General features: G+C 48.9%; 22 protein-coding genes and 1 pseudogene. 1 reads left to right on the top strand and 22 read right to left on the bottom strand.

Going from position 1 to position 26,876, the window contains the following annotated elements:
- Positions 1 to 68: 68 nt before the first annotated feature.
- The 5 genes from AC0J5I_RS12225 to AC0J5I_RS12205 all read right to left on the bottom strand — a co-directional run bounded on the left by AC0J5I_RS12225 (position 69) and on the right by AC0J5I_RS12205 (position 11,233).
- Positions 69 to 1,325: a hypothetical protein gene (locus AC0J5I_RS12225; RefSeq protein WP_475300195.1), complete on the bottom strand. Its 1,257-nt coding sequence runs from the start codon at positions 1,323 to 1,325 to the stop codon at positions 69 to 71.
- Positions 1,326 to 1,503: 178 nt separating this feature from the next.
- The gene (gene nifJ / locus AC0J5I_RS12220; RefSeq protein ID WP_475305707.1) at positions 1,504 to 5,028 is read right to left on the bottom strand and encodes a pyruvate:ferredoxin (flavodoxin) oxidoreductase; all 3,525 of its coding nucleotides are present in this window, start codon (positions 5,026 to 5,028) and stop codon (positions 1,504 to 1,506) included.
- 190 nt (positions 5,029 to 5,218) lie between these two features.
- Positions 5,219 to 6,022 carry a carbon-nitrogen hydrolase family protein gene (locus AC0J5I_RS12215; RefSeq protein ID WP_475300193.1) on the bottom strand — a complete coding sequence of 268 codons (804 nt, stop codon included), beginning with the start codon at positions 6,020 to 6,022 and terminating at the stop codon, positions 5,219 to 5,221.
- 101 nt (positions 6,023 to 6,123) lie between these two features.
- Positions 6,124 to 8,523 carry a L,D-transpeptidase family protein gene (locus AC0J5I_RS12210; protein ID WP_475300191.1) on the bottom strand — a complete coding sequence of 800 codons (2,400 nt, stop codon included), beginning with the start codon at positions 8,521 to 8,523 and terminating at the stop codon, positions 6,124 to 6,126.
- Positions 8,524 to 8,785: 262 nt separating this feature from the next.
- A complete protein-coding gene (locus AC0J5I_RS12205; protein ID WP_475300187.1) occupies positions 8,786 to 11,233 on the bottom strand; it encodes a Lon protease family protein in 2,448 nt (815 codons plus the stop codon).
- A gap of 244 nt (positions 11,234 to 11,477) precedes the next feature.
- Between AC0J5I_RS12205 and AC0J5I_RS12200 the strand changes: the two genes are divergently transcribed.
- Complete coding sequence (locus tag AC0J5I_RS12200; protein ID WP_107995233.1) at positions 11,478 to 11,936, top strand: VanZ family protein; 459 nt, start codon at positions 11,478 to 11,480, stop codon at positions 11,934 to 11,936.
- Positions 11,937 to 11,999: 63 nt separating this feature from the next.
- On the opposite strand, the gene AC0J5I_RS12195 is transcribed toward AC0J5I_RS12200, so the two are convergent.
- From AC0J5I_RS12195 to AC0J5I_RS12115, 17 genes and pseudogenes are all read right to left on the bottom strand, one after another.
- Positions 12,000 to 12,698 carry a DNA/RNA non-specific endonuclease gene (locus AC0J5I_RS12195; protein WP_159072146.1) on the bottom strand — a complete coding sequence of 233 codons (699 nt, stop codon included), beginning with the start codon at positions 12,696 to 12,698 and terminating at the stop codon, positions 12,000 to 12,002.
- 209 nt (positions 12,699 to 12,907) lie between these two features.
- Positions 12,908 to 13,831, bottom strand: coding sequence for a metallophosphoesterase (locus AC0J5I_RS12190; RefSeq protein WP_475300179.1), 924 nt, complete (start codon positions 13,829 to 13,831; stop codon positions 12,908 to 12,910).
- A gap of 36 nt (positions 13,832 to 13,867) precedes the next feature.
- Positions 13,868 to 14,290 carry a hypothetical protein gene (locus AC0J5I_RS12185; protein WP_475300175.1) on the bottom strand — a complete coding sequence of 141 codons (423 nt, stop codon included), beginning with the start codon at positions 14,288 to 14,290 and terminating at the stop codon, positions 13,868 to 13,870.
- Positions 14,268 to 14,528, bottom strand: a pseudogene (locus AC0J5I_RS12180) (phosphodiester glycosidase family protein); the annotation flags it as partial. The gene AC0J5I_RS12185 and the pseudogene AC0J5I_RS12180, both read right to left, overlap by 23 nt.
- 166 nt (positions 14,529 to 14,694) lie before the next feature.
- On the bottom strand, positions 14,695 to 15,618 hold the full coding sequence (gene cysK / locus AC0J5I_RS12175) for a cysteine synthase A (RefSeq protein ID WP_475300172.1): 924 nt from the start codon (positions 15,616 to 15,618) through the stop codon (positions 14,695 to 14,697).
- A 186-nt stretch (positions 15,619 to 15,804) separates the two neighbouring features.
- Positions 15,805 to 16,935 carry an AAA family ATPase gene (locus AC0J5I_RS12170; RefSeq protein ID WP_475300168.1) on the bottom strand — a complete coding sequence of 377 codons (1,131 nt, stop codon included), beginning with the start codon at positions 16,933 to 16,935 and terminating at the stop codon, positions 15,805 to 15,807.
- 165 nt (positions 16,936 to 17,100) lie between these two features.
- Positions 17,101 to 17,772 (bottom strand): uroporphyrinogen-III synthase, encoded by a 672-nt coding sequence (locus tag AC0J5I_RS12165; RefSeq protein WP_475300165.1) that lies wholly within the window; start codon positions 17,770 to 17,772, stop codon positions 17,101 to 17,103.
- Complete coding sequence (gene hemC, locus AC0J5I_RS12160; RefSeq protein WP_475300163.1) at positions 17,769 to 18,653, bottom strand: hydroxymethylbilane synthase; 885 nt, start codon at positions 18,651 to 18,653, stop codon at positions 17,769 to 17,771. The genes AC0J5I_RS12165 and hemC overlap by 4 nt, the downstream gene beginning before the upstream one ends.
- Before the next feature lie 61 nt (positions 18,654 to 18,714).
- Positions 18,715 to 19,488 (bottom strand): formate/nitrite transporter family protein, encoded by a 774-nt coding sequence (locus AC0J5I_RS12155; RefSeq protein WP_475300159.1) that lies wholly within the window; start codon positions 19,486 to 19,488, stop codon positions 18,715 to 18,717.
- Positions 19,476 to 20,447 (bottom strand): uroporphyrinogen-III C-methyltransferase, encoded by a 972-nt coding sequence (gene cobA / locus AC0J5I_RS12150; protein WP_107995224.1) that lies wholly within the window; start codon positions 20,445 to 20,447, stop codon positions 19,476 to 19,478. The genes AC0J5I_RS12155 and cobA overlap by 13 nt, the downstream gene beginning before the upstream one ends.
- Entirely contained in the window at positions 20,444 to 20,761 is a 318-nt protein-coding gene (locus AC0J5I_RS12145) for a nitrite reductase (NAD(P)H) small subunit (protein WP_107995223.1), read from the bottom strand. The genes cobA and AC0J5I_RS12145 overlap by 4 nt, the downstream gene beginning before the upstream one ends.
- A gap of 1 nt (position 20,762) precedes the next feature.
- A complete protein-coding gene (gene nirB / locus AC0J5I_RS12140) occupies positions 20,763 to 23,186 on the bottom strand; it encodes a nitrite reductase large subunit NirB (protein ID WP_107995222.1) in 2,424 nt (807 codons plus the stop codon).
- Between the two features lie 380 nt (positions 23,187 to 23,566).
- Positions 23,567 to 24,028: a precorrin-2 dehydrogenase/sirohydrochlorin ferrochelatase family protein gene (locus AC0J5I_RS12135; RefSeq protein WP_107995221.1), complete on the bottom strand. Its 462-nt coding sequence runs from the start codon at positions 24,026 to 24,028 to the stop codon at positions 23,567 to 23,569.
- On the bottom strand, positions 24,016 to 24,705 hold the full coding sequence (locus tag AC0J5I_RS12130; protein WP_475300144.1) for a sirohydrochlorin chelatase: 690 nt from the start codon (positions 24,703 to 24,705) through the stop codon (positions 24,016 to 24,018). The genes AC0J5I_RS12135 and AC0J5I_RS12130 overlap by 13 nt, the downstream gene beginning before the upstream one ends.
- Before the next feature lie 10 nt (positions 24,706 to 24,715).
- Positions 24,716 to 25,348: a response regulator gene (locus AC0J5I_RS12125; protein ID WP_107995219.1), complete on the bottom strand. Its 633-nt coding sequence runs from the start codon at positions 25,346 to 25,348 to the stop codon at positions 24,716 to 24,718.
- Positions 25,345 to 26,337 carry a sensor histidine kinase gene (locus tag AC0J5I_RS12120; RefSeq protein ID WP_475300139.1) on the bottom strand — a complete coding sequence of 331 codons (993 nt, stop codon included), beginning with the start codon at positions 26,335 to 26,337 and terminating at the stop codon, positions 25,345 to 25,347. Before AC0J5I_RS12120 ends, AC0J5I_RS12125 begins: the two co-directional genes overlap by 4 nt.
- Positions 26,330 to 26,776 carry a GAF domain-containing protein gene (locus tag AC0J5I_RS12115; RefSeq protein ID WP_475300135.1) on the bottom strand — a complete coding sequence of 149 codons (447 nt, stop codon included), beginning with the start codon at positions 26,774 to 26,776 and terminating at the stop codon, positions 26,330 to 26,332. Before AC0J5I_RS12115 ends, AC0J5I_RS12120 begins: the two co-directional genes overlap by 8 nt.
- Positions 26,777 to 26,876 lie beyond the last annotated feature (100 nt).

The raw sequence follows: 26,876 nt of genomic DNA, 5'->3' as shown, positions 1-26,876 counted from the left end.
CTTCCATAAACTTCATTTCATTCATTTTACACCAAGTCCGGAAATTTGGGGGAAAATTTTCTGTCCCATCAGCGCAGGCGATTGATATCGGGATTGAAGAAGTTCTTCCGCTTGACCCAGACCGGGCCGTCCCCTTTTGTGATTAAGAGCACATCGATCGGTCCGCCGACCGTTTCCATGGAAAAGGAAATTTTCCCTTTGAAGGAAGTGATATTGACCAACGTCTCCGCAATCAAAGCAAGTTCCTCTTTCGGCATCGAATCGATCGTCATTAATACGGGGGTCAAATGCCGTTCCTGTTTCATGTTTTCGAAGGCATTCAAGCCCGATTCGATCAGCGTCGCCTTTAATTTGCTGATTTCCGGAGCATCGCTTTCCTTCAACAATTTTTTCTCGGTCAATTCCGAAACAAATTTTTCAAGTGTGGCGCGGAGCAATTCCCCGAGGTCAGCCTCCAAATCAGGCGCTATGCCGTTTATGACCGTATGGACCATATCCTGCTGCGCAAACGGGACGATGGCTGAGGAACACCTGTCTTCGGCGAAATCGTTCATCACGATCTGGCGCACAGTCAGCCGTTTTTTGATCACTCTATCGACGACGCCGGATATGTCGTACTGGTATATGCTGGGGAACAACTCGTTGTAGCCGAAGCCGGCGATCACCAGACCTGAGTACGTGTCGGGATAATAGCTGTCGCTGTAAACATAATTCCGCACGATTTTGTAAAGATCCGGCTTGAATTTATCGTAGAGGTTCAAGCCCAAGAATACGGTATCGAAAAGTTCTTTAAAAACTTCATCCAGCTTCTCCCCGTAACGGTCAGAGAAGGCTTTGAGCGGCGCCTTTTTGGTGATGCTCTTCATCTTTTCGCTTTCTTTCAGCAACGCCGGAATTTTTTCCTCGACAGCCTTTTGGTAATCGGCCAGAGTGAATGCACCGGGTGAAGGTATATATGTCGTATTCTCCAAAATATTGCTGACATTCTCTGCATACCCGATGATGAGCACTTCGGTAAAGATCGTGGAGTAGATTTCATCCACACTCTCTAGATAATTGAAGAATTCCGTGCAGTAATCCCAAACTGTATTCAACGGCCGTGCCCCAATTTTCTGATGGAAGCCAGTTACGATGATTTCCCATGGAATCCCCATGAATTGGACATTCCCGAACATCATGATACCAATCGAGTGGCTCGGTCCGAGCGAAAAGATCTTATTGCCGGAATTGAATATTTTCATTTGTTCGCTGTTCCCCATCGTCAAAGCGGAATCAGCCGCCAGTACCAATCCGTTCGCGTTCAATATCCCTACTTCTGCCGTCATGATGCTTCCTCGCTTCCTTTGCAAAACCGTTCTCCAAAAGCGCTTTCTTTCCTCCATTATAGCCTTACCTGTCGCTTTTCTCAAAACATTACGGACGCAGTCGTAACTTTGGACGCTTGACTGAACGCGAAAAAAGAACCAGACACCACGATTAGGCGGTGTCTGGTCCGGATTGGAGCTAGTCAGTATAAGAATCCAAGCGTGCATAGGACTGATAACGGTCTTTTGCTGCCAGGAGGCTTTCATCGAAGATCGCCTGTACATGTTCAGCATCATACTGGTTATATAATGAAGAGTAGCGGACCTCTTCCATCAGGAAATCCTGGAATCGTTCAAATTGTGGTTCCTTGGAATCCAACTTGAACGGGTTTTTCCCTTTCAGTTTGTTTTCCGGGTGGAAGCGGTAAAGATGCCAATAGCCGACATCCACAGCATCTTTTTCGTGTTCCTGCGATACGGTCAACCCGCACTTGATGCCGTGGCTGATGCATGGCGAGTAGGCGATGACGATGGAAGGACCATCGTAGGCTTCCGCCTCGGAGATGACTTTCAGCGTATGCCTAGGGTTTGCGCCCATCGCAATCTGCGCGACATAGACATACCCGTAATTCATCATCATCATGCCCAAATCTTTTTTGCGGACGGATTTTCCGCCGGAAGCGAACTCGGCGATGGCACCCAGGTTGGATGATTTCGAGACCTGTCCGCCTGTGTTGGAATAGACTTCCGTATCCAGCACGAGGATGTTCACATCTTCCCCGCTTGCGAGAACATGGTCGATTCCGCCGAAGCCGATATCATAGGCCCAGCCGTCTCCGCCGATCATCCAAGTGGAACGTTTCATCAGATAATCTTTATAGTCCACTAGCTCGTGGACCAATTGTTGGTTTTTCGGATCTGTTGTGTCAGCAGTTTCCAAAGCCTTGATGTACGCTTCGGCTAACTTGCGGGCGCTGTTTTTGTCGCTGAATCCCTCAGTCCAAGCTGTGGCGGCCGTTCTGAGCGAATCGTCGATCTGCAGGTTCAGAAGCTCACCTGTCAATTCCAGTGTCCGTTGGCGCAATTGTTTCGTTGCATGGTGCATCCCAAGGCCGAATTCCGCATTATCCTCCAGCAGGGAATTTGCCCATGATGGCCCGCAGCCGGATTCATTTGTCGTATACGGTGTGGAAGGGGCCGATCCGCCGTAGATGGATGAGCAACCTGTCGCATTCGCTATCTGCATGCGATCCCCCACCACTTGGGTGACCAGTTTGATGTATGGCGTTTCGCCGCAGCCAGCACAGGCACCTGAAAATTCGAACAACGGTTTTTCGAATTGGCTGCCTTTCACTGTGTTGATGCCGACAGGATTTTCCTTGTGCGGCAGACGGATCATGTAATCCCAGTTATTGTTTTCCTCCAGATGATCCTCGCGGTTTTTCATCTCGATCGCTTTTTTGCGGGCAGGACAAGTCAAGACGCAGATGCCGCAGCCCGTGCAGTCGGCAGCGGACACTTGGATTCGGTATTTGTAGTCTTTGTATGGGCGCATCCCATCAAGGAATTCCACGCCTTCAGGTGCATTGGCTGCCTCGTCTTCGGTAGCCAGGAACGGTCGGATGGCGGCATGCGGACAAACAAAGGAGCATTGGTTGCACTGGATGCATTCCTCGGGATTCCAGATCGGGATCTGGACAGCGATTTCGCGTTTCTCGTATTGTGTCGTCCCCTGAGGGAAAGTTCCGTCAGCCCGGTCCAAAAAGGCACTGACAGGCAATTGGTTGCCTTCCATCCGCTCCATCATGTTGGCGATGTTGCGGACAAAGTCCGGGTGGTCATTCAATACCTCGGGCTCATCCTGTGCATCTTTCCAGCTTTCCGGAATGCTGATTTTTTGGACTGCTTCCATGCCGGCATCTATCGCTTTCTCGTTCATGGAGATGATTGCTTCGCCTTTGTGCCCGTATGACTTGTGGGCCGCTTCTTTCATGTACTGCATGGCCTCTTCAGCAGGTATGACCGGCAGTATTTTAAAGAAGGCTGCTTGACAGATTGTATTGATCCGTCCGCCCAGGCCGATTTCCTTGGCAAGGTTGATGGCATCGATCGTATAGAAGGCAATCTCATTTTTGGCGATGTACCGTTTCATCTTGGCAGGTAAACGCATTTCGAGATCCTCTGCGCGCCAATTGGTATTCAACAGGAAAGCGCCGCCTGGCTTCAGGTTCTTCAGCATGTCGTATTTTTTTACGTAGGCATGATTGTGGCAAGCCACGAAATCAGCCTTTTCGATCAAATACGGCTCATGGATCGGCTCCTTGCCGAAACGCAGATCGGAAATGGTGACCCCACCCGATTTTTTCGAATCGTAGGAAAAATAAGCCTGTACGTGCATATCGGTATGATCCCCGATGATTTTGATCGAATTTTTATTGGCCCCGACTGTCCCGTCAGAACCGAATCCCCAGAACTGCGCCTCGAACGTGCCTTCCTGACGGACGTCGATCTGTTCATCGATCGCAAGCGATAGGTGGGTGACATCATCGTTGATGCCGATCGTGAAGGGATGTTTCGGTTCCTCCTTCTTCAGGTTTTTATAAACTGCGAACAGCTGCTCCGGCGTTGTGTCCTTCGAACCCAAGCCATAACGGCCGCCGATGATCATCGGACGATCGATTCGATTGTTGAAGGCCGCGACGACATCCAAAAAGAGCGGTTCGCCGATGGAGCCGGCTTCTTTCGTGCGGTCAAGTACCGCAATCCGTTTTACTGAGTCCGGTAAAGCCTTCAAAAAGTGTCCGACGCTGAATGGACGGTAAAGATGCACATTGAGGACACCTACTTTTTCCCCTAAGCGATTCAGGTAATCTGCCGTCTCGCAGGCTGTTTCATATACGGAGCCCATACAGATGATGACCCGCTCTGCATCCGCAGCACCGTAATAATTGAACAGGCGGTAGTCCCGGCCGGTCAACTGGTTCATTTTTTCCATGTATCCTTCGACAATTTCCGGAACAGCATCATAATATCTGTTCGCGGCTTCTTTGGTCTGGAAAAAGACATCTGGATTCTGGGCCGTTCCCCGCAATGTCGGATGGTTCGGGCTGAGACTGCGGTCACGGAAGGCTTTCAAAGCATCCTGATCCAGCATTTCCGCTAGGTCGTCATACGATTGGACCTCGATTTTTTGAATTTCATGCGAAGTCCGGAAACCATCGAAGAAATGCAAAAATGGCACGCGCCCTTTGATTGCCGCCAAATGGGCGACAGCTGCCAAGTCCGTCGCTTCCTGTACGCTCGAGGAAGCCAACAAAGCATAGCCGGTCTGTCTGCAGGCCATCACGTCCGAGTGATCGCCGAAGATAGAAAGCGCATGCCCCCCCAACGCACGCGCCGCTACATGGATGACGGATGGCAACAATTGTCCGGCCATTTTGTACAGGTCGGGTATCATCAGCAATAATCCTTGCGATGATGTATAGGAACATGCCAAAGCGCCTGCTTGCAGGGCGCCATGCACAGTACCCGCCGCGCCGGCTTCAGATTGCATTTGGGTCACTTTTACGGTTTGACCAAAGATATTCTTGCGGCCTTCCTGCGCCCAATGATCGACAGAATCGGCCATCGGGGAAGAGGGTGTAATGGGATAAATCCCTGAAATTTCAGTAAAAGCATAAGATGTATAGGCTGCGGCCGTATTTCCGTCGACAGTCATATACATTTTCTCGTTGGACATAAAGGATTCCTTCTCTCAAATCGTATAGTTCACATATAGGTGATAAAACAACTGTTTTTTTCGGCCATATCCTGCAGAATGGCATCAGCTGATGCATTTGCATGATTTTATTATAGCAAAATAGTAAGTGCTCCGGTACACAAAGAACTGCGTTTCTTCCCGGATTTCTGAAAGCTTAAGGGTTCTTTATCATTTCATTTGGAATGAGGATAGGGATTTGCCTTCTGACGGAGGCAACGCGTTCGAGATTTATCTCCACAATCGCGATATCTTCCTCGAAACCCAGCTGGGTCAGAAGGCTTCCCCAAGGATCCGCTACTAGCGAGTGGCCGTAAGCATGATAACTGAAATCGAGGTCACGAGCAGGACTGACCCCCACCATGAACAGCTGATTGTCGATTGCGCGGGCTCGGAACAGCAATTCCCAATGGGCCGGGCCGGTCGTCATATTGAATGCACCGGGTACAATGCAAACGAGGGCTCCTTGTTTTTGGAGCAGCTGCCAGTCGCTTTGGAATCGAACATCAAAGCAGATACCCAAGCCGAACAGTCCGAATTCTGTCTGAAACACGCCCAGCCCGTCCCCGGGAGTCAACGTATCGGATTCTCTGAACGCTTGCCCGCCCTCTACCTGGATATCGAATAAATGGGTTTTGCTGTAGTCGTGGATTTCGTTGCCTTGGCGATCAAATGTATAGTTTGTGTTGTAGATGTTGTTTTCCTTGATCTGAGGAACCGATCCGCCGACCACATAGATGGCATTTTCTTTCGCCATCTCTGCGAGCCTTCGGTAGGTTTCTCCGCCTTTCGGCTCTGCGTATTCTCTGAAATAAGCATTATCATAAGGACAATTGAACATTTCCGGGAGCACCGCCATATCCGCTCCACCCTGGGTTGCTTTTTTGACCATTTCCTCTGCACGTTTCAGGTTCGTTTCCTTATCCGCTGTGACCATCATCTGAAGCAAGGCTATTTTCATTCCCATCACCCTCCTGATTGTTTCCATAAGTATAACGTTTTACTGCCCTAGTGTCACAAAAAGCAGAGACGGCTGGATTGCCCATCTCTGCTTTTAGAAATCTAATAGACAACAACTGGTGTACCAACCGGATAACTGTAATACAACGTCCGGACAGCTTCATACGGTGTGTTGACGCAACCATGCGATCCGTAGTAGAGGTAGATATCGCCGCCATAGCCATGCGTCTGCCAAGGCGAATCGTGCAAACCCACCATGTTTCCCACGAACGGTATCCAGAAGCTGACGGGTGAAGCATAGTCCTCACCGATCAGAACGGATGGCGATTGTTTAAACGGCTGAATATAGAACAAGCCTCGCGGCGTTGCGTTATTGGCCGATGGTTTACCGGTGATGACCGGAGCGGAAACAAGCATCGTCTCGCCTTTATAGGCCCAGACGCTCTGTTGACTCAAGCTGACGATGATATAACTGTTGCCAATGTAGTAATTGACGCCCGAATTGCTACGGAAATATCCGTTGATCACTGTCCAATCCGGACCTTTTGCATAGGTTGGCAAACCTGAAAGAGCGGCTTTGTCCACCCAACCGATGTAGCTGCCGTTCAGGGAAAGAAGGACATAATGACCGTCAGCGGATTCCCTGATCGCATCGACCTTCTGTCCGACATAGCTGTCCGTGCTCGTACGCCATTGATAACCAGCATAGCCCCATGGCAAGGTATCGACCGAAAAACCCGCTTTAGCGATTGTCGGTGAATAGCTCACGGCGGTTCCGCCGGATATATTCTGTGCCTGGGATCTGTAGCTGAAATCCCCCAAAGCTTTTTTATCGATCCAACCTAATTTTTTGCCGTTCAGGGAAAGTAGCACATACGATCCGTTGGCTGCTTCTTTCACCGCCTCAAATCGTTGTCCGAGATAGTCGGTTGAAGTGGCCATCTGTTGATAGCCGGCGTAACCCCACGGCAGACTGTCGATCGAATAGCCCGGCGAAGTGATGGCTGCCGTATAAGCAACAACGACTGCAGATGCTACATCCTGCAGTTTTGGCGTAACGGCGATATCGGTGAGTGCTCGTTTATCAACCCATCCCAATCGGGTCCCATTGGAAGAAATCAAAACATAAAGTCCATTCAGCGACTCTTGAATAGCTTGGATTCGTTCTCCGATATGGTTGCTGGTCGTATCAATTTGCCCATACCCGGCATAACCCCATGGCAGGCTGTCGATAGAAAATCCAAGGGCTGCTATGGTCGCTTTATAATCTACGGATATCCCCGTTGCCAACTCCTGTACTTTTGGTTGGATATAGATATCCGTCAGTGCCCGTTTATCTATCCACCCCAATCTGTTGCCGTTCAATGCGATCAGCGCATAGAGGCCGTTAGCAGTCTCCTTGACTGCCTTTACACTTTGGTTCAAATAAGCCGAACTCGTTGTCATCTGAGCATAACCGGCATAGCCCCACGGCAAGCTGTCTATGGAAAAACCGGCTGCGCCAATCCGGGCGGCATAGTCCACCGTCAGAGCTGATGCAATATCCTGCACTTTAGGCTGACTGTAAATATCCGACAGAGCGCGCTTGTCGATCCAACCTAACTTTTCTCCATTGAGGGAAATCAGCACGTACTGACCATTTGGGCTTTCCTTTTCGGCCTGAATTTTTTGATTCAAATAAGTTGCGCTCGTCGTCATCTGCATGTACCCCGAGTAACCCCATGGCAGACTATCAATCGAAAAATTTGCTGCGTTAATGCGTGCAGTGTAATCCACGGCAATCGCTGATGCTAGGTCTCGTACCTTAGGAATGACGACTACATCGGATAAGGCGCGCTTGTCGACCCAACCCAACTTTTCTCCGTTCAGCACTGCCAATGCGTAAAGACCGTTCTGCGATTCTCTGGTTACCTCGATTTTTTGACCTACAAAATCGTTCGTCATGTAGCGGAATGCATAGCCTGAGTAGCCCCAAGGAAGACTGTCGAGCGTAAAATCCCCTTTGGCAATGACGGCTGTGTAGGAAACAGCAATGTCAGAAGCACTTTCCTTCACTTCGGGTAAAGTTGATGGCGCTGCCGTCATTTCCATTGTGGGTGCAGACTGAATCTTAGTGGGATCGCTTGATTGAGTACTGGATTCGATAGCTGCTGGAATTGATTCGCTTGTTGTAGGAGTGTCATTCTTGATTGCTGATATATCTTCTCCAGGTTCTTCCGAAGAGCTATCCGAAAGGGCATCTTCTGAAAGATTTGGTGTTGCAGTTACTGTTTCCTCTGAGGGAATAGCAGTTTTGTCTGTATCCTCAGAGAGGATGGATGATTGCTCAATTATATCCGGTGTTTCTGTTTGGGACGACTCGCTCCCAATGGTGCTGCTTGCATTCGCTCCGGTAGTTTCCGCAAAAACTGAAGGTGCCGGTGCCGCAGTCAGCATAGCTGCGGACAGACCGCAAACCAAAACGGCACACCATTGAGATTTGACTTTACGCAATTTTTTCATGACTTACCCCACCAATCTGTTTGATATTGTAAAGGCTTACATATATTCACGCAGAAAATTTAGTGATAGCGATTCGAAAATCATCTTTATACTTCTAGTATATCAATATATTTTGTATCTTCAATATATTTCATCAAATCCCTGCTTTTTATTGAAAAATTGGCTGCCGGACATATGAAAAGAGCCGAGCTGAAACCGATCGGGTCCCTGCTCAACTCTTCCTTTCATCTAAAGTACACGAGGACACTAAGCCAAAGCTGCATCATTCTAAGTCGTACTCGTCGCTACTGACGCTGCCGTACCGGTCACTTGCAGCTTGAGCAGCTTCGATGCTCTTGTTGTATTTTTCCAGTTTCTGTTGGACTTTACGGAAGACGCTGCCTTCCGTGAAATTTCCGTCCGATTCGCGTTTTCCGCAATTCAGCCCCGTCAACAGCTCGATACCTTCCGAAACGGTTTTGACGGAATAGATATGGAATTTAGCAGCATTCACTGCCTCGATGATTTCCTCCTTCAGCATCAGATCGTCCACATTTTGATTCGGAATGATGACCCCTTGCTCTCCAGTCAAACCTTTCGCCTCACAAAGATCGAAAAAGCTTTCGATCTTTTCGGTGGCACCGCCTATTGGTTGGATTTCACCTTTCTGATTGATGGAACCCGTGACAGCAAGATTCTGTCTCAGTGGCGCATCACCAAGGCTGGACAGGAGCGCATAAAGTTCAGCACTGGAGGCACTGTCCCCGTCGACACCTCCGTAATTCTGTTCAAAAGTCAATTGGGCGCTTACTGCCAGCGGTTTTTCCTGTGCAAACTGCCCGCCGAGAAAGCCTGCCAACGTCAATACCCCTTTTGAATGGCTACTGCCGCTCATTTTGGTTTCGCGCTCAATGTTTGTCACTCCGTTCGAACCGATATAGGTACGGGCTGTGATCCGCGTCGGGTGGCCAAAAGCGTATTCTTCTGTATGGATCACTGAGAGACCGTTCACTTGACCGATGACTGAATCCTGAGTATCGATCATGATTTTGTCCCTCAATAACATTTCCTGGAATTTTTCCTCGATCATATTTGCCCTGTATTTCCTGTCAGCAAGAGCTCTTTTCACGTGAATATCCGAAACCATCGGTGCCCCCTCGTATTTGGCGATGGCGCTGGATTCATGGACAATCTCCGTGATTTCGTTGAATTGAGTGGATAATTTGGTCTGATTGCCCGCAAGACGTGATCCGTACTCAATGATTTTACCTAAGCCGCTTCGGTCAAAATGGAGGATTCCTGTTTCCTCACAGATTGAGCTGATGAATGAGACATATTTTCTGATATTCTCTCCGTTGCGGTCCATACTGATATCGAAATCGACTTTTACTTTGAACAGTTTCCTGAAATCTTCATCATAAGTCAGCACTTTGTAGAATATCGGACTACCGATCAAAATGATTTTGACGTTCAATGGAATGGTCTCTGGTTTCAGAGTCACGGTCGGCACATAGCGGTACTGCTCGCCGATGTTCTCGATCAAGGCTTGTTGATGTTTCAAAACTTTTTTCAGGGCATCCCACATGAATGGATCAAAAAGGACATCTTTGGCCTGCAGCACCAGATATCCGCCGTTTGCCTGATGGATAGCGCCGGCTTTTACCATAGTGAAATCAGTGGTCGTGTACATGAATTGATTTTTGTATTCGATTTTCCCGAAAATATTGTAATAATTCGTAAAAGGTTCAATGATCGCGGGAGCGCCTTTACTGTTTTCATTGTTCACAAAGAGGTTGACTTTGTATTTTATGAAGGGGTCACCGTCGTTTTCCGGCAGTTGAAACGGATTTTGCGCTTGCGGTGCATCGGCCAAACGGAAAATGATGTTGTTTTCGGTGATGTCCGTCTGCACTTTGTCGAGGTAATCCTGGATTTTTTCCGAATATGCGTATTTTTCTTTTAATCTGGCGATGGGAGGCTCTGTCGCAAATCGGGTTATCTGCCTGTCCAATTCCTTGAGCTGTTTGTCGGCCTCTTTTTCGAGTGCACGGGATCCGCGGATGATTTCATCGAGCCTCTTTTCAAGCTTGTAGGTATTTTCATCAATGGTTTTGCGTTCTTCAGCCGAAAGAGCTTTATATTCTTCCGGGGAAAGCTGCTTGCCATCTTTGATCGGTATCAAAGCCACGCGTCCAGGTGCTTGCCTGACGACGAATCCCGCCTTGAGTGCCTCCTGTTCGATGTTACGAAAAACAGCATCCACCTTTTCTTGAACCACTTGGATAATGGTGCCTTTCTGTTGATCATAATCACTGCTCTCGAACGTTTTCGGAATGAGGCTGCGCATGTCCTCAACAAACTCGGTCATGTCATTGCGGAATACTTTGCCTTGCCCTGGTGGCAGAGACACCGCGATTGGTTTGTCCCGATCGGCAAAATTATAAATATAGCACCAATCATCAGGCGTAATACCTTTTTCGGCCAATCTGGATACTACCGTCTGGACGTAGGTGCTCTTTCCGGTTCCTGGTGGGCCGGAAACGAAAATATTGTAGCCAGGCACTGTCATTCCCAAACCGAAGTCCATCGATTTCACGGCCCGATCCTGGCCGATGATGCCCTGCAAGGGAGGGACATCCCTAGATGATTCGCAAAAATTCAGTTCGCCGGTATGCAGATAACTCCAGCGTAGCTTCTCGACCGGAATACGGTATTTTTCTTCAAGCGACATGCAAAGGACTCCTTTACTGTTGGATTGCGCTGTTTGTGCCGGCAAAAAAGGGTCGCCGGACTCGCTATAGTAAGCGTTCACATTCTTCTATCTCTATTGTATAACAATTTTGATGAGATGTGGAATGTTTTCCTTTTTGATTTGATTATTACACCCGCAATTATTGCGCAAAAAAACATTAGCCACTTTTCAGGTATGGATTGCTGCGCTATACTGATGCAATAGGACGGAGGGACTCACGAGCATGCGTTTTACTTTTAACACCAAATTTGCAGTTTTATGCCTCTGGATGGGCGTCATTTTTCTTTTGTCGCACCAAAATGGTCAAGATTCATCCGAAACCAGCGGCATCCTTTTGGAGTTGCTGAAATTCATTGGGATCGGGCCCGGCAGTTCCGTTCAGGGCGCTCTCAGTTTCCTGGTCCGCAAAGCAGGTCATTTCACTGAATATTTGATTTTGGCTATCCTGTTTTTGCGTTATCGGAAAGAACGAGGACCATCGGGAAAATCAGCTTTCTATACAGTGCTGTTCGTATTTCTGTATGCCTCATCGGACGAATTCCATCAATCCTTCGTTCCGGGGAGAGGTCCAGCCTTTTCCGATGTATTGATCGATACAGCCGGGGGACTGACCGGCATCATTCTTTATGAATGGAAACAGAGGGTGATGGAGCGAAAAAATCAGATTTGCTTCAAAAAATAAACAGGCATCCGTCATTGCTGATGGATGCCTGTTTTGAAATGATAGGAGCTTTATCCCGCAGCCCTAATCGACAGCGTCTTTTGGCTCGTTGAATACGTAGATGTTCAGGTCGACCGAATCATCCGTGACACTCTTCGCCATGATGTGCAGCCCTTCGCAGATCAATGCATCATCTTTGAAAATCGGCGTTACCCGATAGCGGACCGTGGTGCCCGACTGGATTGCTTCACTGACAATGAATTCCGAGGCGAAATACATTGCCGGATAGTTCGCGTTGCGGTACAACGTCACCAGATTGCGCCAGTCCTCACCGCTTCCGCCGAGCACATCCGCCAGCAGATGGCCGCGGTTCAGCTGTTTGGGATTCGAATCATTCTGATTGCTTTTCGACCAGCCAGTCGGTAGGATGCGGCTGTCTGCATCGGTTCCCGTCTGGTACATTTCCGGTGTGATCATGGCGTTCATTGTCGTTACGCGGTTCAGCTCATCCAGATCGCCGTAACTGATCCAGCCTTCCCCTTCAAAGTGCAATTCTGAATCATCAAAGGTGCTCTTTCCACCGTTTATTTCAAGAAAGTCCGGACCTGTATATTGAGGCGCATCATCCGCGGACAGGATTACTGACGTGTTGGTTGGGCCGTCCTGGTTTGAAGTCGGATCGACTCCTTCATGTATCTCTATCCAGGTAAGGATGAGAAACCATGTAAACAGCAACAGCAGCCGCAACAGTTTGTGCTTGCCTGAGGTTTTTCTTTTTGCCATTTCTACCCCCACTGTCAAAAATTGAAAAGTCGTTCCGTATGGATAAAGAATGGCTTCATCCAATGAACGCATTCCTTCATTCTATCAGTCAACCATTAGGAGTGCAAACCAAATTCTGTCAACTATCAAATCGAATCCCATAGTTTTTAAAGCTTTTTTTGCAATAAAAACGACTCTTCTATACGAAAAGAAGAGTCGTTTGGGTAAGATTACACTGTTGCCTCTTCATTTTTGACACTCGCCCGGATATCGAATTTTCCGATCGGATCCGGTCCGCGCATGATTTCCCGTTTGATCTGGAGCATTCCATCCTCATTCACCCGTGTTTTCCATCTGACCAATTGGATCTGGCCCGCGGTAATCTCGATGGCAGTGATGCTTGTTGGATAGATGCAGCAACCCGAATTGAAGTAAGGCAAATCTTTAGTCTTCGGATATTTAAAACGGTGTGTGTGGCCGCAGATCAGCATTTTTTCATGCTTCTGAATCCACTTCACATAGTTTTTTTCGATTTTGTGCCGTTTGTTCATATTTTTCACAGGACTTGTCGGGCTCTTGACGCCGAATGCGTGCAGGAACCGCCAAAAGTACTTTAGGGAAAGCATCGTCGGATACCACAGTTGATCGTTCGGCAGATCGCCCTGCATCCCATGAACGACGAATATTTCCTGTTTCGTCTTCCGGTCCTTCAAAACCAAGGCTTCGATCGGTCGGATCCCAGGGAGGAAATCATAGAAGAACTCGGTATACTCATCGTAGTTCCGGAAGTAATTTCGTTCCACATACCATTGATTTTTCAGAAAGATATTGTGGTTCCCGTAGATCATGATCAGACGTTTTTCGTCATAAAAACGTTTCAGGATAGCGAATACCTCCGGATGAGCATTTTTGATGTGCTTGAACTCGTGGTGTTCCCACAGTTCATCACCGTCTCCGTTTTCAACGTATATGAATTCATTCTTATAATAGTACTCCATCGCATGCAAAAAAATATTTTTGTTCCGTGAAAATTCATCAGAGAGACTCCCATCGCCTCTGTGGCAGTCACTCAAAAAAACATAATTGGATGTATCATCGATGTATTCCACTCTGGCTTTCTCGTAGGCCTCTGTCAGCCGTTTATCCGTAAACATGCACTTTACCTCATCTCATTAAACAAGTTAACTCTATTATAGTTCTCTGAGGCCAGAAGTGCCACTATTTAGAGTAAATGGTAGGATGCCCAAAAGGACCATACCGAAGCCAACAATGTAAAAACAAGGGAGATTGACTGAATCAGTTCCGGCTATTTCGAGAATCCCCTTCAGGAAACTGCCTATCGTGAGAGTGGCGATCCCCGAATGGTAGTGGTTGGAAAATCTGCGGAACCGCTCAGCATCGCCGCTACCAACCTTAGCGAGGCTCACGAGATAAATGAGCAGTCCTCCTGCTAAAGGATACAGGAGCATCCAAGTCATTGACGCTGAGGTGATGCCGTGGCCGAAAAGCCTGTAAATTTTTTCGATGATGACCGTGACAACCGTCAAAATGAAATAGGTGATGCCCGTTTTCTTTGATGCCGAAAACTTGTTATTCATATCCAAAATAGACAATGTCGCTCACTTTCCTTTCCTCTGTGTTATTGCCATTTGTCGGATTATTGATGATTTCGCCGTTGAAGTATAGTGTTGATGAACCGCCGCCAGCCAAATTGTAGGCCGTGACAGCCCCTCTGTTCTGCATTTCTTCTGCCAACTGCAACAGCGAAAAGCCTTCGCTTTCATCAATCCGGCCATCCGATACGATGATGATGTAGTGCAACGGCGAGATTTGGCCGATGGCAGTCCGCGGAGCCCCCCCTCATTTCCTCGAAATCTATACGAAGAATTGCGGAAAAAAAGTAGCGAAACACACACAAATAAAAGCCGCCATCAAATCTGGCGCGCAAAAAAAAGTGCCCCAACCACATCAGGAGAAATTCCTGTGGTTGGGGCACTATCATTAGTCTATATGATGCTTAATTTTGAAACACTGGTGTGGAAAGGTATCTTTCGCCATTGTCCGGTGCGATCGTCACTACCGACTTGCCTGCGCCCAGTTGACCAGCCAAGGCGATAGCTCCTACAACTGCTGCACCGCTGGAGATGCCCACAAGAATGCCTTCTTCCTTGGCCAATCTGCGGGTCATCTCGAAAGCTTCTTCACTCGAAACCTGGAACACGCCGTCGAAGACAGCTGTGTCCAAGACTTGCGGAATGAAGCCAGTACCGATTCCCTGGATCTTATGCGGTCCTTTTTGGCCGCCGCTCAATACCGCTGATTCGGAAGGTTCCAAGGCATATATGCCCACATCCGGATTCGCTTTTCGTAAGGCTTTGCCTACCCCTGAGATCGTGCCGCCTGTTCCGACAGCCGATAGGAAGGCATCCGGGCCGATGCCATCGAAAGCTGCAATGATTTCCGGACCGGTTGTCGTTTCATGGATAGCTGGATTGGCTGGGTTTTCAAACTGCAATGGCAGAAAATGGCCAGGTTGGGCTGCAATTTCTCTGGCTTTTGCGATTGCTGTAGGCATCCCCTCAGCCCCTGGAGTCAACACGAGCTCAGCGCCATAAGCCGAAAGCAACAGACGCCGCTCGATACTCATCGTATCCGGCATCACAAAGATGGATTTATAGCCTTTCGCTGCCGCCAACATCGCCAAGCCTACGCCTGTGTTGCCGCTGGTCGGCTCAACGATCGTATCGCCCGCCTTCAAGATTCCGTCTGCTTCCGCTGTCGCAATCATATTCAAGGCAATGCGATCCTTTATGCTGCCGCCGACGTTGAACGCCTCCAATTTCAAATACACATCGGCGAAGCCTGCCGGTACGACTTTGTTTAATTTGATGATTGGCGTATCTCCGATCAACGCTGCTACAGACGATACTATTTTAACCATGCTGAATTCCCCCATTGAGTTTGTTATTTATGAATACATGTGCCAAAATCCGAGAATGATGTCACTTCTCTGAACTTGGTGATAGGGGTAGCATAACACGCGAAAGCTTCCGTGAAAATCAGACATAAACGAACAAGGGTGATCGGATTTCCCGAACACCCTTCACCTTCGATTATCATTGTTCTATTATTTGTGCCCCATCAATAGATCTATCGCTGCTTTTGCTTGTTTGTAACGGGCATAATAGCTGAATTCGTCCTTCTCGCCGATCCCTTTCGCATCCAGCATGACGACTTTATCCATGTTTCCGCTGCTTGCGATCTCCTCAAGCATCATCTCGTGGATGGTCGTCAAAAACGCATTCTCAGAAAATTCCATATTGCGGTAGCCGTCGTCGACATATTTCAGTGTCGGTGGCACAACCAGGATCAGATCCCACAATTGGCGCGCAATGAAAGCGTTGGCCGACTGCGCCACTATCGCATATTCATCCGAAGTGATAGCATAATCTTTATCTTCCGCGCCTAGGCGAGCGTATACTTTTGTGACCATCACATCTGTATCCAAAATTGCCATCCCTTGGCTGGCGGGATCAGCTATCGTGTCCCGGTTCAGCTGGAACTGACCGGTGACCAACCGTTGATAATCCATGCCATCCAGTTCAAAATCATTCACATTCGATTCCTCTTGGTACTGACGTGAATATTCGAAACTGTAGGGACAGGAATACAGTTTAGCCAAATCCTTAACAAGTGTCGTTTTGCCGCCGCTCGGGGCGCCCAAAACCAGCACTTTTTTCGTGAATGCGCGCCGGAAAGGCAATGCGATGGCGTTAAAATAGCGCAAGGCATCATTACGGATATTCAGGCCGGTTACCGGATAGAGACTGGTGTCCACCAAATGGACTTCATCGGTGGACTCGTTTCCCAACGCCTCAGCTTGCGCTGTTTTTCCGGTATACCATATTTTTTGAGCATCGTTGTGCTGAAGCGAATCAGCTATCTTGAGGTTGATGATTTGCAACCAGGACTCCCACTCGGTTTCTTTTTGCGGGATAGCTTGGCCCGCTGCCATCACGACATAAATCTGGTTATCATCTGCAAACAATTCACGCATATAGCGGAATCTTCTGTAGACATCCAGACCGAACGGCTCGCCGAAATCGCCCTCCTGGCCGCAGACGATCACGACGCAACCGTCATTCTCCTTCTTGGCCTCCAAGATGACTTCCAAATGACCGATATGGCAAGGCGCGAAGGCTCCGAAAACGATGCCGATCCGGCTGCCGCTTAATTTATCCTTGTACAGATTCCCCATCTCGATTCTCCCTTCTGCAGAACGTATTCTCTACGGTACTTAACCTACCTTTTATATACATTCTACAACTTCCTCCCCGCATCTCATAGCACGAATGTCCTCTTCCAGGCTGATTCAACTACAAAAGCAAGCGCTCAGATCGGGATGATCCTTGCGCCTGCTTGCTTATCGTCGGAACAGAACAGCCTCATATCCGCTTTGATTAATAGCATTCTTTGTGGTTTCTCCGATGGCGAAGAAAAGGAGCGATTTTTTGTCGGTTTTATTGTAGACCGAAAGAAATCTTTTCCATGCCGATGGGCTGGCGAAGTAAACAGCGGACAGTTCGCCCAAGTTGAGCAGCTCCGCCAATTCCGCTTTGCGTTCCTCCAGGAAGACATTGCGGTACAGGACCGAACCGATTACCTCATTTTCAATCCCCAAGAGTTTTTCGATAGAATCATCGGCGAGCTGGCTCTTAGGGTAGAAAATCGATGTCCCCGCCGGAAATTGTTCTTGCCAGGCTGAAACAAACTGTTTTTTTGTTTCCTGTGGGCTGACGAAAGCCACTTCAAATCCGCAGGACCGGACCATTTCACCGGTTTTTTTGCCGATAACGGCAATCAACGGGCAATGTCCCTTTTCGATGACTGCCAGAACACTTGCTACAGGCGCTTGACTCGTAAAGAAAAGCCACTCGGCCGCATTGATTTTTCTTTTGATGGCTTCCGTTATCGGCAACGGTTTGATTGCACATAGGGGGATTTCATAAAACTGTCCGAACCCTTGCGCACGGAACCGAATTTGATCTTCGGCATTCATGGCTAGCGGTCTCGTCAACAACATTTTTTTCGTCATGGCAATAATTCGTCTGCTGCTGTTTCCGCCAGTTTCAACGGATCATCCCCGATGTAACATCTCGTGACTCCGGGTTCGTCGATCGAACCAGCCAAAAACGCCAAAAATTCCCATTTCCCATCGTCCAATCGATGCGCATACCCGCCTATCGGCAAGTCGCAGTTGCCATTGGCGCGATGCAGGAAGAAACGCTCCGTAAGACAAGCTAATGAAGCAGCTTCATCATTGATGCCGCTGAGCAGCTCAATCAGTTCCTTATCCTCCTCACGGCATTGGACAGCCATGATCCCTTGTCCGATCGCCGGAACACAGACTTCCGGTTCAAGCATGCGCGTATGCAGATCCTTCAGGTAGTCCATCCTTTCAAGGCCTGCCGCCGCCAACACGATGCCGTCCAATCCTTCCTCCTTCATCTTCCGGAGGCGGGTCTCGATATTGCCGCGGATCGGCACAAACGACATGTTCGGATATGCAGACTTCAATTGGTTGATTCGGCGCACACTGCTCGTTCCTATCACCGTAGGCGCTGTTATACCCAAAAAAGGTTTGTCGTCGTTCCAAATCAAGCAATCGAGCGGATTAGCCCGCTTGGGTGTCGCGACGATGGTCAAACCTTCCGGCAAACGGGCAGGCATGTCCTTAAGGCTGTGCACAGCAAAATCAATTGTCTTATCCAACAATTGGGCCTCGACTTCCTTTACAAATACACCCTTGCCGCCGATTTGCGTTAAAGGCACATGCACCAGCCTGTCCCCTTTGGTGGTGATGCCGACCACCTCGACAGTCACTGTGGGGTCCACTCTTTTCAGAGCCGCAATGACCAGCTCGGTTTGTTTCAGGGCCAACGCACTGCTGCGCGTCCCTACTTTTAGTGTCTTCATGCAGCGACCTCCCTTCTTTCACTATTATAGAGGACTTTCGCTTGTAATCAAACGGATATCGTTACTTTTGCATACCGATTCTGTATGCCAAGAAATAGAGTCCGCCCATGAAGAAACCGCCTCCTACCAGATTTCCGATCCAGACGATGCTGATGTTCAGCATAAATTCCCCCCAAGTCGCCCCACCGGCAAAAATCCCTGCCGGAATCAAGAACATGTTTGCGACGACATGCTGATAGCCAGCGATCACAAAAGCCATGATCGGCAGAAACGTACCGAAGATTTTCCCAATGAAATCCTTGGCTGCATAATTCATGTAAACGCCCGTGCAGACCAAAATATTGCAAGCAACCGAAGAGAAGAACAGTTGCACGGGTGCTACATCGATCCGTCCTCTGGCAACAGCAATCGTCCTATCGACAAACGCGCCTTGCAGCGTACCGGACAGATAGCCAAAGAAGTAAGCTACAAAAAGGGCTCCAATCAGGTTGAAGAGTGTGACGACCGCCATGTTCTTCAGCCATGATTTTCCGGATATTTCTTTTGCGAACAATGCGAGTGATACGGACAACATATTCCCTGTCACCAATTCACCACCCACCAACAGTAGGCAGATGAGTCCGACCGGGAAAACCATCGCTCCAAATAAATTGACGAGCGTACCCCATTCAGCCGGCATCGATCCCATCGTGCGGATCATGGCAACGCCCGCCAGCCCGATGAAGACACCCGCCATGATGCCCAATGTAGCCATCGTGATGAAAGTGTACTCGGTTTTATGTTTGCCTCTTAGAATGGCTTCTTCTAATAATTCTTTCGGGCTCAACGCTCCCATAATGGCTTCACCTTTTCCGATTCATATATATTTTTTGCTGCTGCATCATCAAAAATGATGGTCTCGAATTGCTGTTCTGCCAAATAGTGGCTGTTTACTGCATCAAAGCGGCGGTCCCGCCCATCGCCTACTTGCAGCCACCAGACATCCGCGCCTCTTTGCGTCTGTTCCAGCAAGGCTTCCATAGCCGGCTTCCGGGTTGAGACATAAAGCTTAGCTTCGCCTTTTTCCGGCAAGTCCGAAAACCAGTCGAAGCGTTCCCCGGCGTGGACGACTTCCCCAAGGATGATCATGGCCGGGTTTTCGATTTTTGTATCGCTGATTTTTTGCCTGATGTCCATAAGCGTTCCTTGAATTTTCGACTGCCTGCCGTATGTCCCCCATTGCGCGATCAGGACGGGCATTTCCGCTTGCATCCCTTGCGCAAGGGCCGCCTCCACGAAGCGGTCGAGCGCCTCGATGCCCATATAAAGGCAGACGGTCTGGCCATTCAATAATTGCCGGAAAGTGTTTTTCTCGTTATCGATCAGTCTGCCGGTAGTGAAAGTCACCGAAGTGGCTACGCCTCTTTGCGTCAGCGAAATGCCGCTGTAGCTGGCTGTGCCGCTGGCGGCAGTGATTCCTGGCGTGATGTCGAAACCGAAGCCCGCAGCTTGGCAAGCCTCCAATTCTTCGGTCAGACGCCCGAAGATGGCTGGATCGCCGCCTTTCAGACGTACGACACAGTCATTGGTGCCGGCGGTTTCGATCAGTTTCGCATTGATTTCTGCTTGTTTGATCGATTTTCGATCAGGTGTTTTGCCGACATAGATGAAAAGGCAATCCTCCTTGCAATGAAAGAGCAACAATGGATTAACCAGCCGGTCATAGATGACCGCATCGGCATGCTGCAACAGCCGCACACCTTTGGCAGTCATCAATTCCGGATCGCCCGGTCCGGCGCCGACGAAATGGATCATAAGGAAGCGCCCTTCAAGTATATGTTCCCGTCTTCAAGCAACAGCTCATACACCTTTAAGTGGCCTTCATCTGGATCCTGGATGCGCCCGTCCAGCAAGGAAATTTTATAATCCCGCAGTGGTTCGTAGAGATATTCCCCTGATACAATCCCTTCCAGTACAGGCCCATTTGTCAGCGGACAAAAATCTTCGATGGCTGTGATGCGGCCGTCGGATAGTTGGAACAGGGCTATCTTTTTATTCCCGATTGATACGGAGCGTCCGATTTGCGGAAGCAAGGCGTTTGTTGTTGTCAATAATATTTTTTCTGTCATCTTAATCACCCACCGTCACAAGTTCTCTTCTGTCAATCGAATACAATTTTTCCTGGATGTCGCGATCGCCGACAATTTCATGCCATGGATCTTTCCGTTTCACTGCTGTTGCCACATCCAGTGCCTCAATCAAGTCTTTCCGTTTTTCAGCATCGCTCAGGATATGTTTGACAGCTTCAAATCCTAAGCGTTCCATCCATGGTGCGGTCCTTTCGGCATAAATGCCTGTTTCGCGATAGTACTGAAGCAAAGCGCCGCAATATTCGATGACTTCTTCTTCCGTTTCCACTGTCGTAAGCAGCAGCGCTTCTTTGACTTCAGTACCGCCATTTCCGCCGATATAGATCTGATAGCCGTTTTCCACACAGATGATGCCGAAATCCTTCACGCCGGATTCTACGCAACTGCGCGGACAAGCCGATACGCCGACTTTGAATTTGTGCGGTGTGTCGATGAACTCAAAGCGTTCTTCCAGTTTGATGCCCAGCCCCATCGAATCCTGGGTGCCGAATCTGCAGAAGTTCTTGCCGACGCAGGTTTTGACCGAGCGGAAGGCTTTCGCATAGGCTTGCGCAGAAACCATGTCCAATTCTTTCCAGATGGCCGGGAGGTCCTGCTTCTTGACGCCGTAAAGGCCGATCCGTTGGCTGCCTGTGACTTTCACCAATGGCACGCTGTATTTTTCGGCTACTTTGGCGATCTGCAGCAATTGCTGCGGATTCGTCTGGCCGCCCCTCATTCTCGGAATGACCGAGAACGTTCCGTCCTTTTGGATATTGGCATGCATCCGCTCATTCACGTAGCGTGATTGGCGTTCATCTTTATGTTCAGTAGGGAAGGCGACATTCAAGTAGAAATTGACTGCCGGTCTGCATTTCGCGCAACCCTCAGGATTTGCGAAATGAAGTTCCTTGAATACATCCGAGCTGGTCGTCAGATGCTTCGCATAGATCTGTGTCATGACCTGGTCCCTGTTCAAATCCGTGCAGGAACAGATGCCGGTTGAAGCTGTGACGCCCTCGCCCAGTTCATGCTCCAACAAAGTTTGGATCTGCGGTTTGCATTTCCCGCAACTGGTCCCGGCTTTGGTTACTTTGCCGACTTCAGCCACATTCGTTAATCCTTTATCGCGGATGCCTCTGATGATGTCGCCTTTCGTGACGCCATTGCAGCCGCAGACGGTCTCTTCATCATCCCAAGCAACGACGTCATCACTGACTGCGTCTTCACCTACGGCTTGCAAGATCGCGATGGATTGCAGATCAGCGATTTCCTGGCCTTTTTTCATCATGTTGTAGTATCGGTTGCCGTCAGCTGTTTCGCCGTAGAGGACGATGCCCTCGATGCGGTTGTCCTTGATGAACACTTTTTTGTAGTTCCGGTTGACGCCATCAAAGGCTTCGATGCTCTGCATGCCTTCAGTCTCCATAATGTTCCCGGCCGAATACAGATCGCATCCAGAAACTTTCAAGGAAGTGAACGTCTTGGAACCTTGGTATGGTTTGGCTTCGATGCCGGTCAATACGTCGGCAAGCACTTTCCCCTGTTCAAATAAAGGGGCCACCAATCCGTAGGTTTTCCCGTCATGCTCGACACATTCACCGATTCCGTAGATTGAAGGCAAATTGGTTTCCATGAAGTCATTCACGACAAGACCGCGGTTCACTTCCAGACCGGCTTCGCGCGCCAACTCGGCAGCTGGTCGGATACCGATCGACATGACGACAAGATCCGTATCGAGCGTGGTTCCGTCCTTGAAGCGCAGGCCGGTGACGCGCGCGTCACCCAATATTTCGGTTGTCGCATATTCCAGCAGGAATTTCAATCCCTGTGCCTCCAGATCGCCCTGCAATAATTTTCCGGCTCTTTCATCCAACTGTGTTTCCATCAACCATTTTGCCAAATGGACTACTGTGACATCCATTCCCTGCAGCTGAAGGCCTTTTGCGGCTTCCAACCCAAGCAATCCGCCGCCGATGACGACAGCTTTCTTGTACTTGCCTGCAGCTTCCATCATTTCAGCTGTATCATCGATGGTTCGGAAAGCGACTACTCCATCCTTCTGCGAACCGGGTATTGGCAAAATGAACGGATGGGAACCTGTGGCAAAAACCAATTTATCGTAAGGGATTTTCAGCCCTTTTTCGCTTGTGACAAGTTTGTTCGCTGTATCGACGCCGACCGCCGGATCTTCATTGATCAGCGTGATATTGTTCTCTTCGTACCATGTATAAGGATTGGTGATGATTTCATCCACCGTCATTTTATTCTGCAACACATTGGATAGCATGATACGATTGTAATTCGGGTAGCATTCCTTCCCGATGATGGTGATATCATACCGTTCCGGATCCCTTTCCCGAATCTCTTCAACCAAACGAACCCCTGCCATACCGTTTCCGATCAAGACCAACTGTTCTCTCATTTGCGCACCCTCTTCTATTCGTTGTTATAAAATTCACAATAAAGGTTTTAGGAATCATTTAATATTAGGGAAACGCCTATGTTTTGAGGGATGCCATATTTTGGACAAAAAATGTTGTGCGCGGGCGCAACGGAGGAACAAAAGGAGCATCTGGATCCGGCCCAATTTGCCTAACTCCGGTTAAAGGCAAGCCGGCCGGAGTTAGGCCGTTTTTCACCATGTTCAGCTCCGATTAAGCAGCCTTCGCCGGCGTACCGCCCGTAAAAGAGTCGTGACCCCCTGCGAAGCGGCGCTCGTCGGAGGTACAGTATCGTACCACCTGGTTTCCCGTGGTCGTCACCGCTCCGCAAAGCTCCCGCCGTAACAAAAAAACTCAAGCACTAGGCTTGAGTCGGATTTGTGTTTTCAGCTATTTTTTCGGCTATTTCATGAAGTATCTGTTTGGCTTTCCGCGGGTCGTTCCCGTAGGTGGAGACAGCCACGAGATAGTCATCTTGGCGCAGCGTCGCGAGATTGATGAAGTCGCTGTTGCTGTGGTCGGTCGTATCATTAAGGAGCTGATGCGGACCGGCGTCCGATCGTACCGCTTTGTTTGTTGCCGGATGATCCGTGCAGATGAAAATGAAATTCGCCCCTGATAGATCGCCGGTTTGGTAGGCGCGTCCGACCAGTATTGCTTTGCCACTTGCTGCCCACTCCTGGATTTCCGGACTGACGGCAGGGGCGATGATGGTCGGCTTAGCGCCGCAAAGGATCAATTCCTTCAATTTCCGCGTAGCAATCTTGCCGCCGCCTACCACCACGACTTTCCGTTTGCTGATGTCGACCATCATCGGATACATCCAGCATCCTCCAACCGTTCCTTAAGGGCCTTATGGACTGCCTCCGAATCGAGCAACTGCTCCAGCAGCACATCCTGAGGCCGATTTTTTTCGAACCAGAATCCTATTTTTTTGGCCAAATAGCCGTCTGTAAAGAACAGCCTTTGGATGATGAAGGGGTCTTCTCCGGAAATCGCCTGATAATGCGGTTCCCCCAAATGATTGGTCGCGTAAACTTCGCGCCCCAAATCGGAGCTCAAAGCCGACGCGATCCTATTTAGTTGTTCGCCGGGTTCAGGATAATGGGTCGTGCCGTGCGCGACCAACATGACCGGGAACGTAGGGTGGCTCTCGGCGGCTTCCTGCAACCGGTCTTTCAACCAGTCATAGATTGCTTTCGTCGTCCCCAGTGTCTCGCTGATTTCAAACGGAACCGCAGCGCATGACTGCATGCGCTGCGGGATATCCTCGCGGGCGTGCGTGGCCGGGAAAAGCAGAACAGGAACAACAATAATTTTGTCCACCTTTTGTTTTTCCACCTCTTGGATTGCGTCCTCCAATGTCTGTTGTTGCCCTTCCAGCATTCCGATCGCTTGGGGCAGATCCAAGCTGTCACTGAAATCTTTGACGATATCAAAAAGTTTTTGAGGTATGCTGGTTTTTCTGCCGTGAAGCACGTATATGATTCCGATTTTCATCTTATTCCTCCTAGAAATCGACCAGATGGTTTTTCACACTATAACGCAAAAGATCGGCGTAACTGTCGACCTTCAGTTTTTTCCTGATGTTTGCTTTATGGACTTCTACCGTTTTGACGGAAATGTACAGTTTTTCGGCTATTTCCCGATTGTTGTGCCCTAAAGCGACGAGCGGAAGGACTTCTTTTTCACGTTTCGAAAGACTCGCGTAAAGACTGTCGCCCTCAAACGTATCCATCTCATCCAACCTGTCGCTTGGATAGCCACTGTAGTAACGTTGATTGGCATGGACTTTCCGGATGCCGTCCAATAAGATGTCGTCGGTTGTGCTTTTGAGGATGAAACCATCAGCTCCCGCATTCAAAGCTTCCCTCACGTAACTTTCCTCATCATGCATCGTCAAGACAATCACTTTGACATCCGGATGCGTTTCTTTGATTCGACGCGTTGTATGCAAACCGTTTTCCCCTGGAGGCATGCTGATGTCCATCAACACCAGATCCGCCAGCGTATTTTCCAGCTTCATGAAAACTTCATTGCCGTCAGCGGCGTCCCCGACGACTTCCATGTCCGGTTGCGCGTTCAACATGAAGGTCAGCGCGTTACGCACCAGTGCATGATCGTCTGCAATAATGATTTTCATGCCAACCCCTCCTTATAAGGCACGCTCATGGTGATGCGTGTCCCTTTTTCTATACCTGTATCGACTTCTATTTTTCCACCTACAGAGTGGGCGCGTTCCCGCAAATTCAGCAGACCGAATCCGAGATGATAAGGATCGTAAATAAACCCTTTACCTTCGTCCGCAATCGTGACACGCAGTTCCTCATGGCCAAAATTAAGGGTGAGGCTCGCTTCGTTCACTCCGGAATATTTCAAAGCATTTGAGATTGCCTCTTGAATACTGCGGTAGATGACAACATTCCCTCGTCCGGTGAGAGCATTCCGCTCCCCGTCAACGTTAACATGGATGACGAATCCTGTCATTTCCATTGTCTGTTCGACAAACTGATTTATCGCCGGGATAAGCCCGACATCATCCAAAATACTCGGTCGCAATTCGGTAGCCAAACTTTTGATTTCCAATAATACGTCCGCGAAATGACGGTCGATTGCTTGAAGCTTTTGCTGATGATCTTCAATAGGCGTCCACTTCAGCCCTCTCGTTTCAAGCATCAAGCTGTAGATGCTCTGGGCAATCCCATCATGGAGTTCGCGCGCAATCCTTTTTTGCTCACTCTCTCGTGCTTCGTTCAAGTATGTCAGCATGCTTTTTCCCTCCGATTCGAAGGGTTTATCGATATAGCGGATCTCGAGAATCCAATGGTGTTCCCTTTTTACAAGTTTTCCGAAAAATTCATAAGACACCCCGTCGCGGCCCATAAAAGTAATGGGAAAACCATCCGAGGCAGCCCATTTATTCTCGAGCGGACAGTTTTTGCATGCTGTTTTATCGGTATGGAAAGCGCAACAAGTGCCCTTGGCTACCTGCACCGCATATTCCATTAAAACAACATAATCTTTCTCGAACTTTTCTGCCTGGGCATTTTTTTCGACTACATTATAGTCAGCATCCATGAGCCAAGTCGGTTGGGGCAAAAATTGGGGAATGCGTTCCTTCAGATTAGTCATCTATTTGCCCCACCTCTTCCAACAGGGCCGTTAAACCTGGCAAACCTGCATAGACAGCAACCACGTCTGGCCTATCGGAATCGATCGGTTTGCGGTACCCCAGCAACAAAACTGCTCGGATGATGCCGTTCTTCATTATCGGAATACCGATTGTCATATCTAGCTGCTCGAGCCTTGCGATTGGATACTTCAAAAGATTTTGACTGTCTGATTGAATATCAGTGGCGCGTTGTTCCCTGCCTGTGCGCCAAACTTCACCAGCGATGCCCTTGCCGATCCGCAAGCGAATGGATTTGTAGTGATCACTTGTATTTCCGGCTACATGCGTCCAGCGCAATTCGGTTTGTTGGCAGGGCGGGGCAACATCCTGGGCCAAACCCAAAAAATCCGCTTGCCATTCCTTTCTTTGCTCTTCCAACCACACATCCATTTGTGACATAGTTCACTACTCCAATTCCCTATATTTTTCGAAATCTGTGGATTTCTGTTGCCCTTTTTCCAAAAAGTTACTATGATGATACCAATTGTTGGAAGTAAAT

This window comes from Trichococcus sp. TS_SC_9, assembly GCF_056156325.1.
The sequence above is the reverse complement of the archived record's forward strand: the minus strand, read 5'-3'. Positions and strand labels throughout refer to the sequence as shown.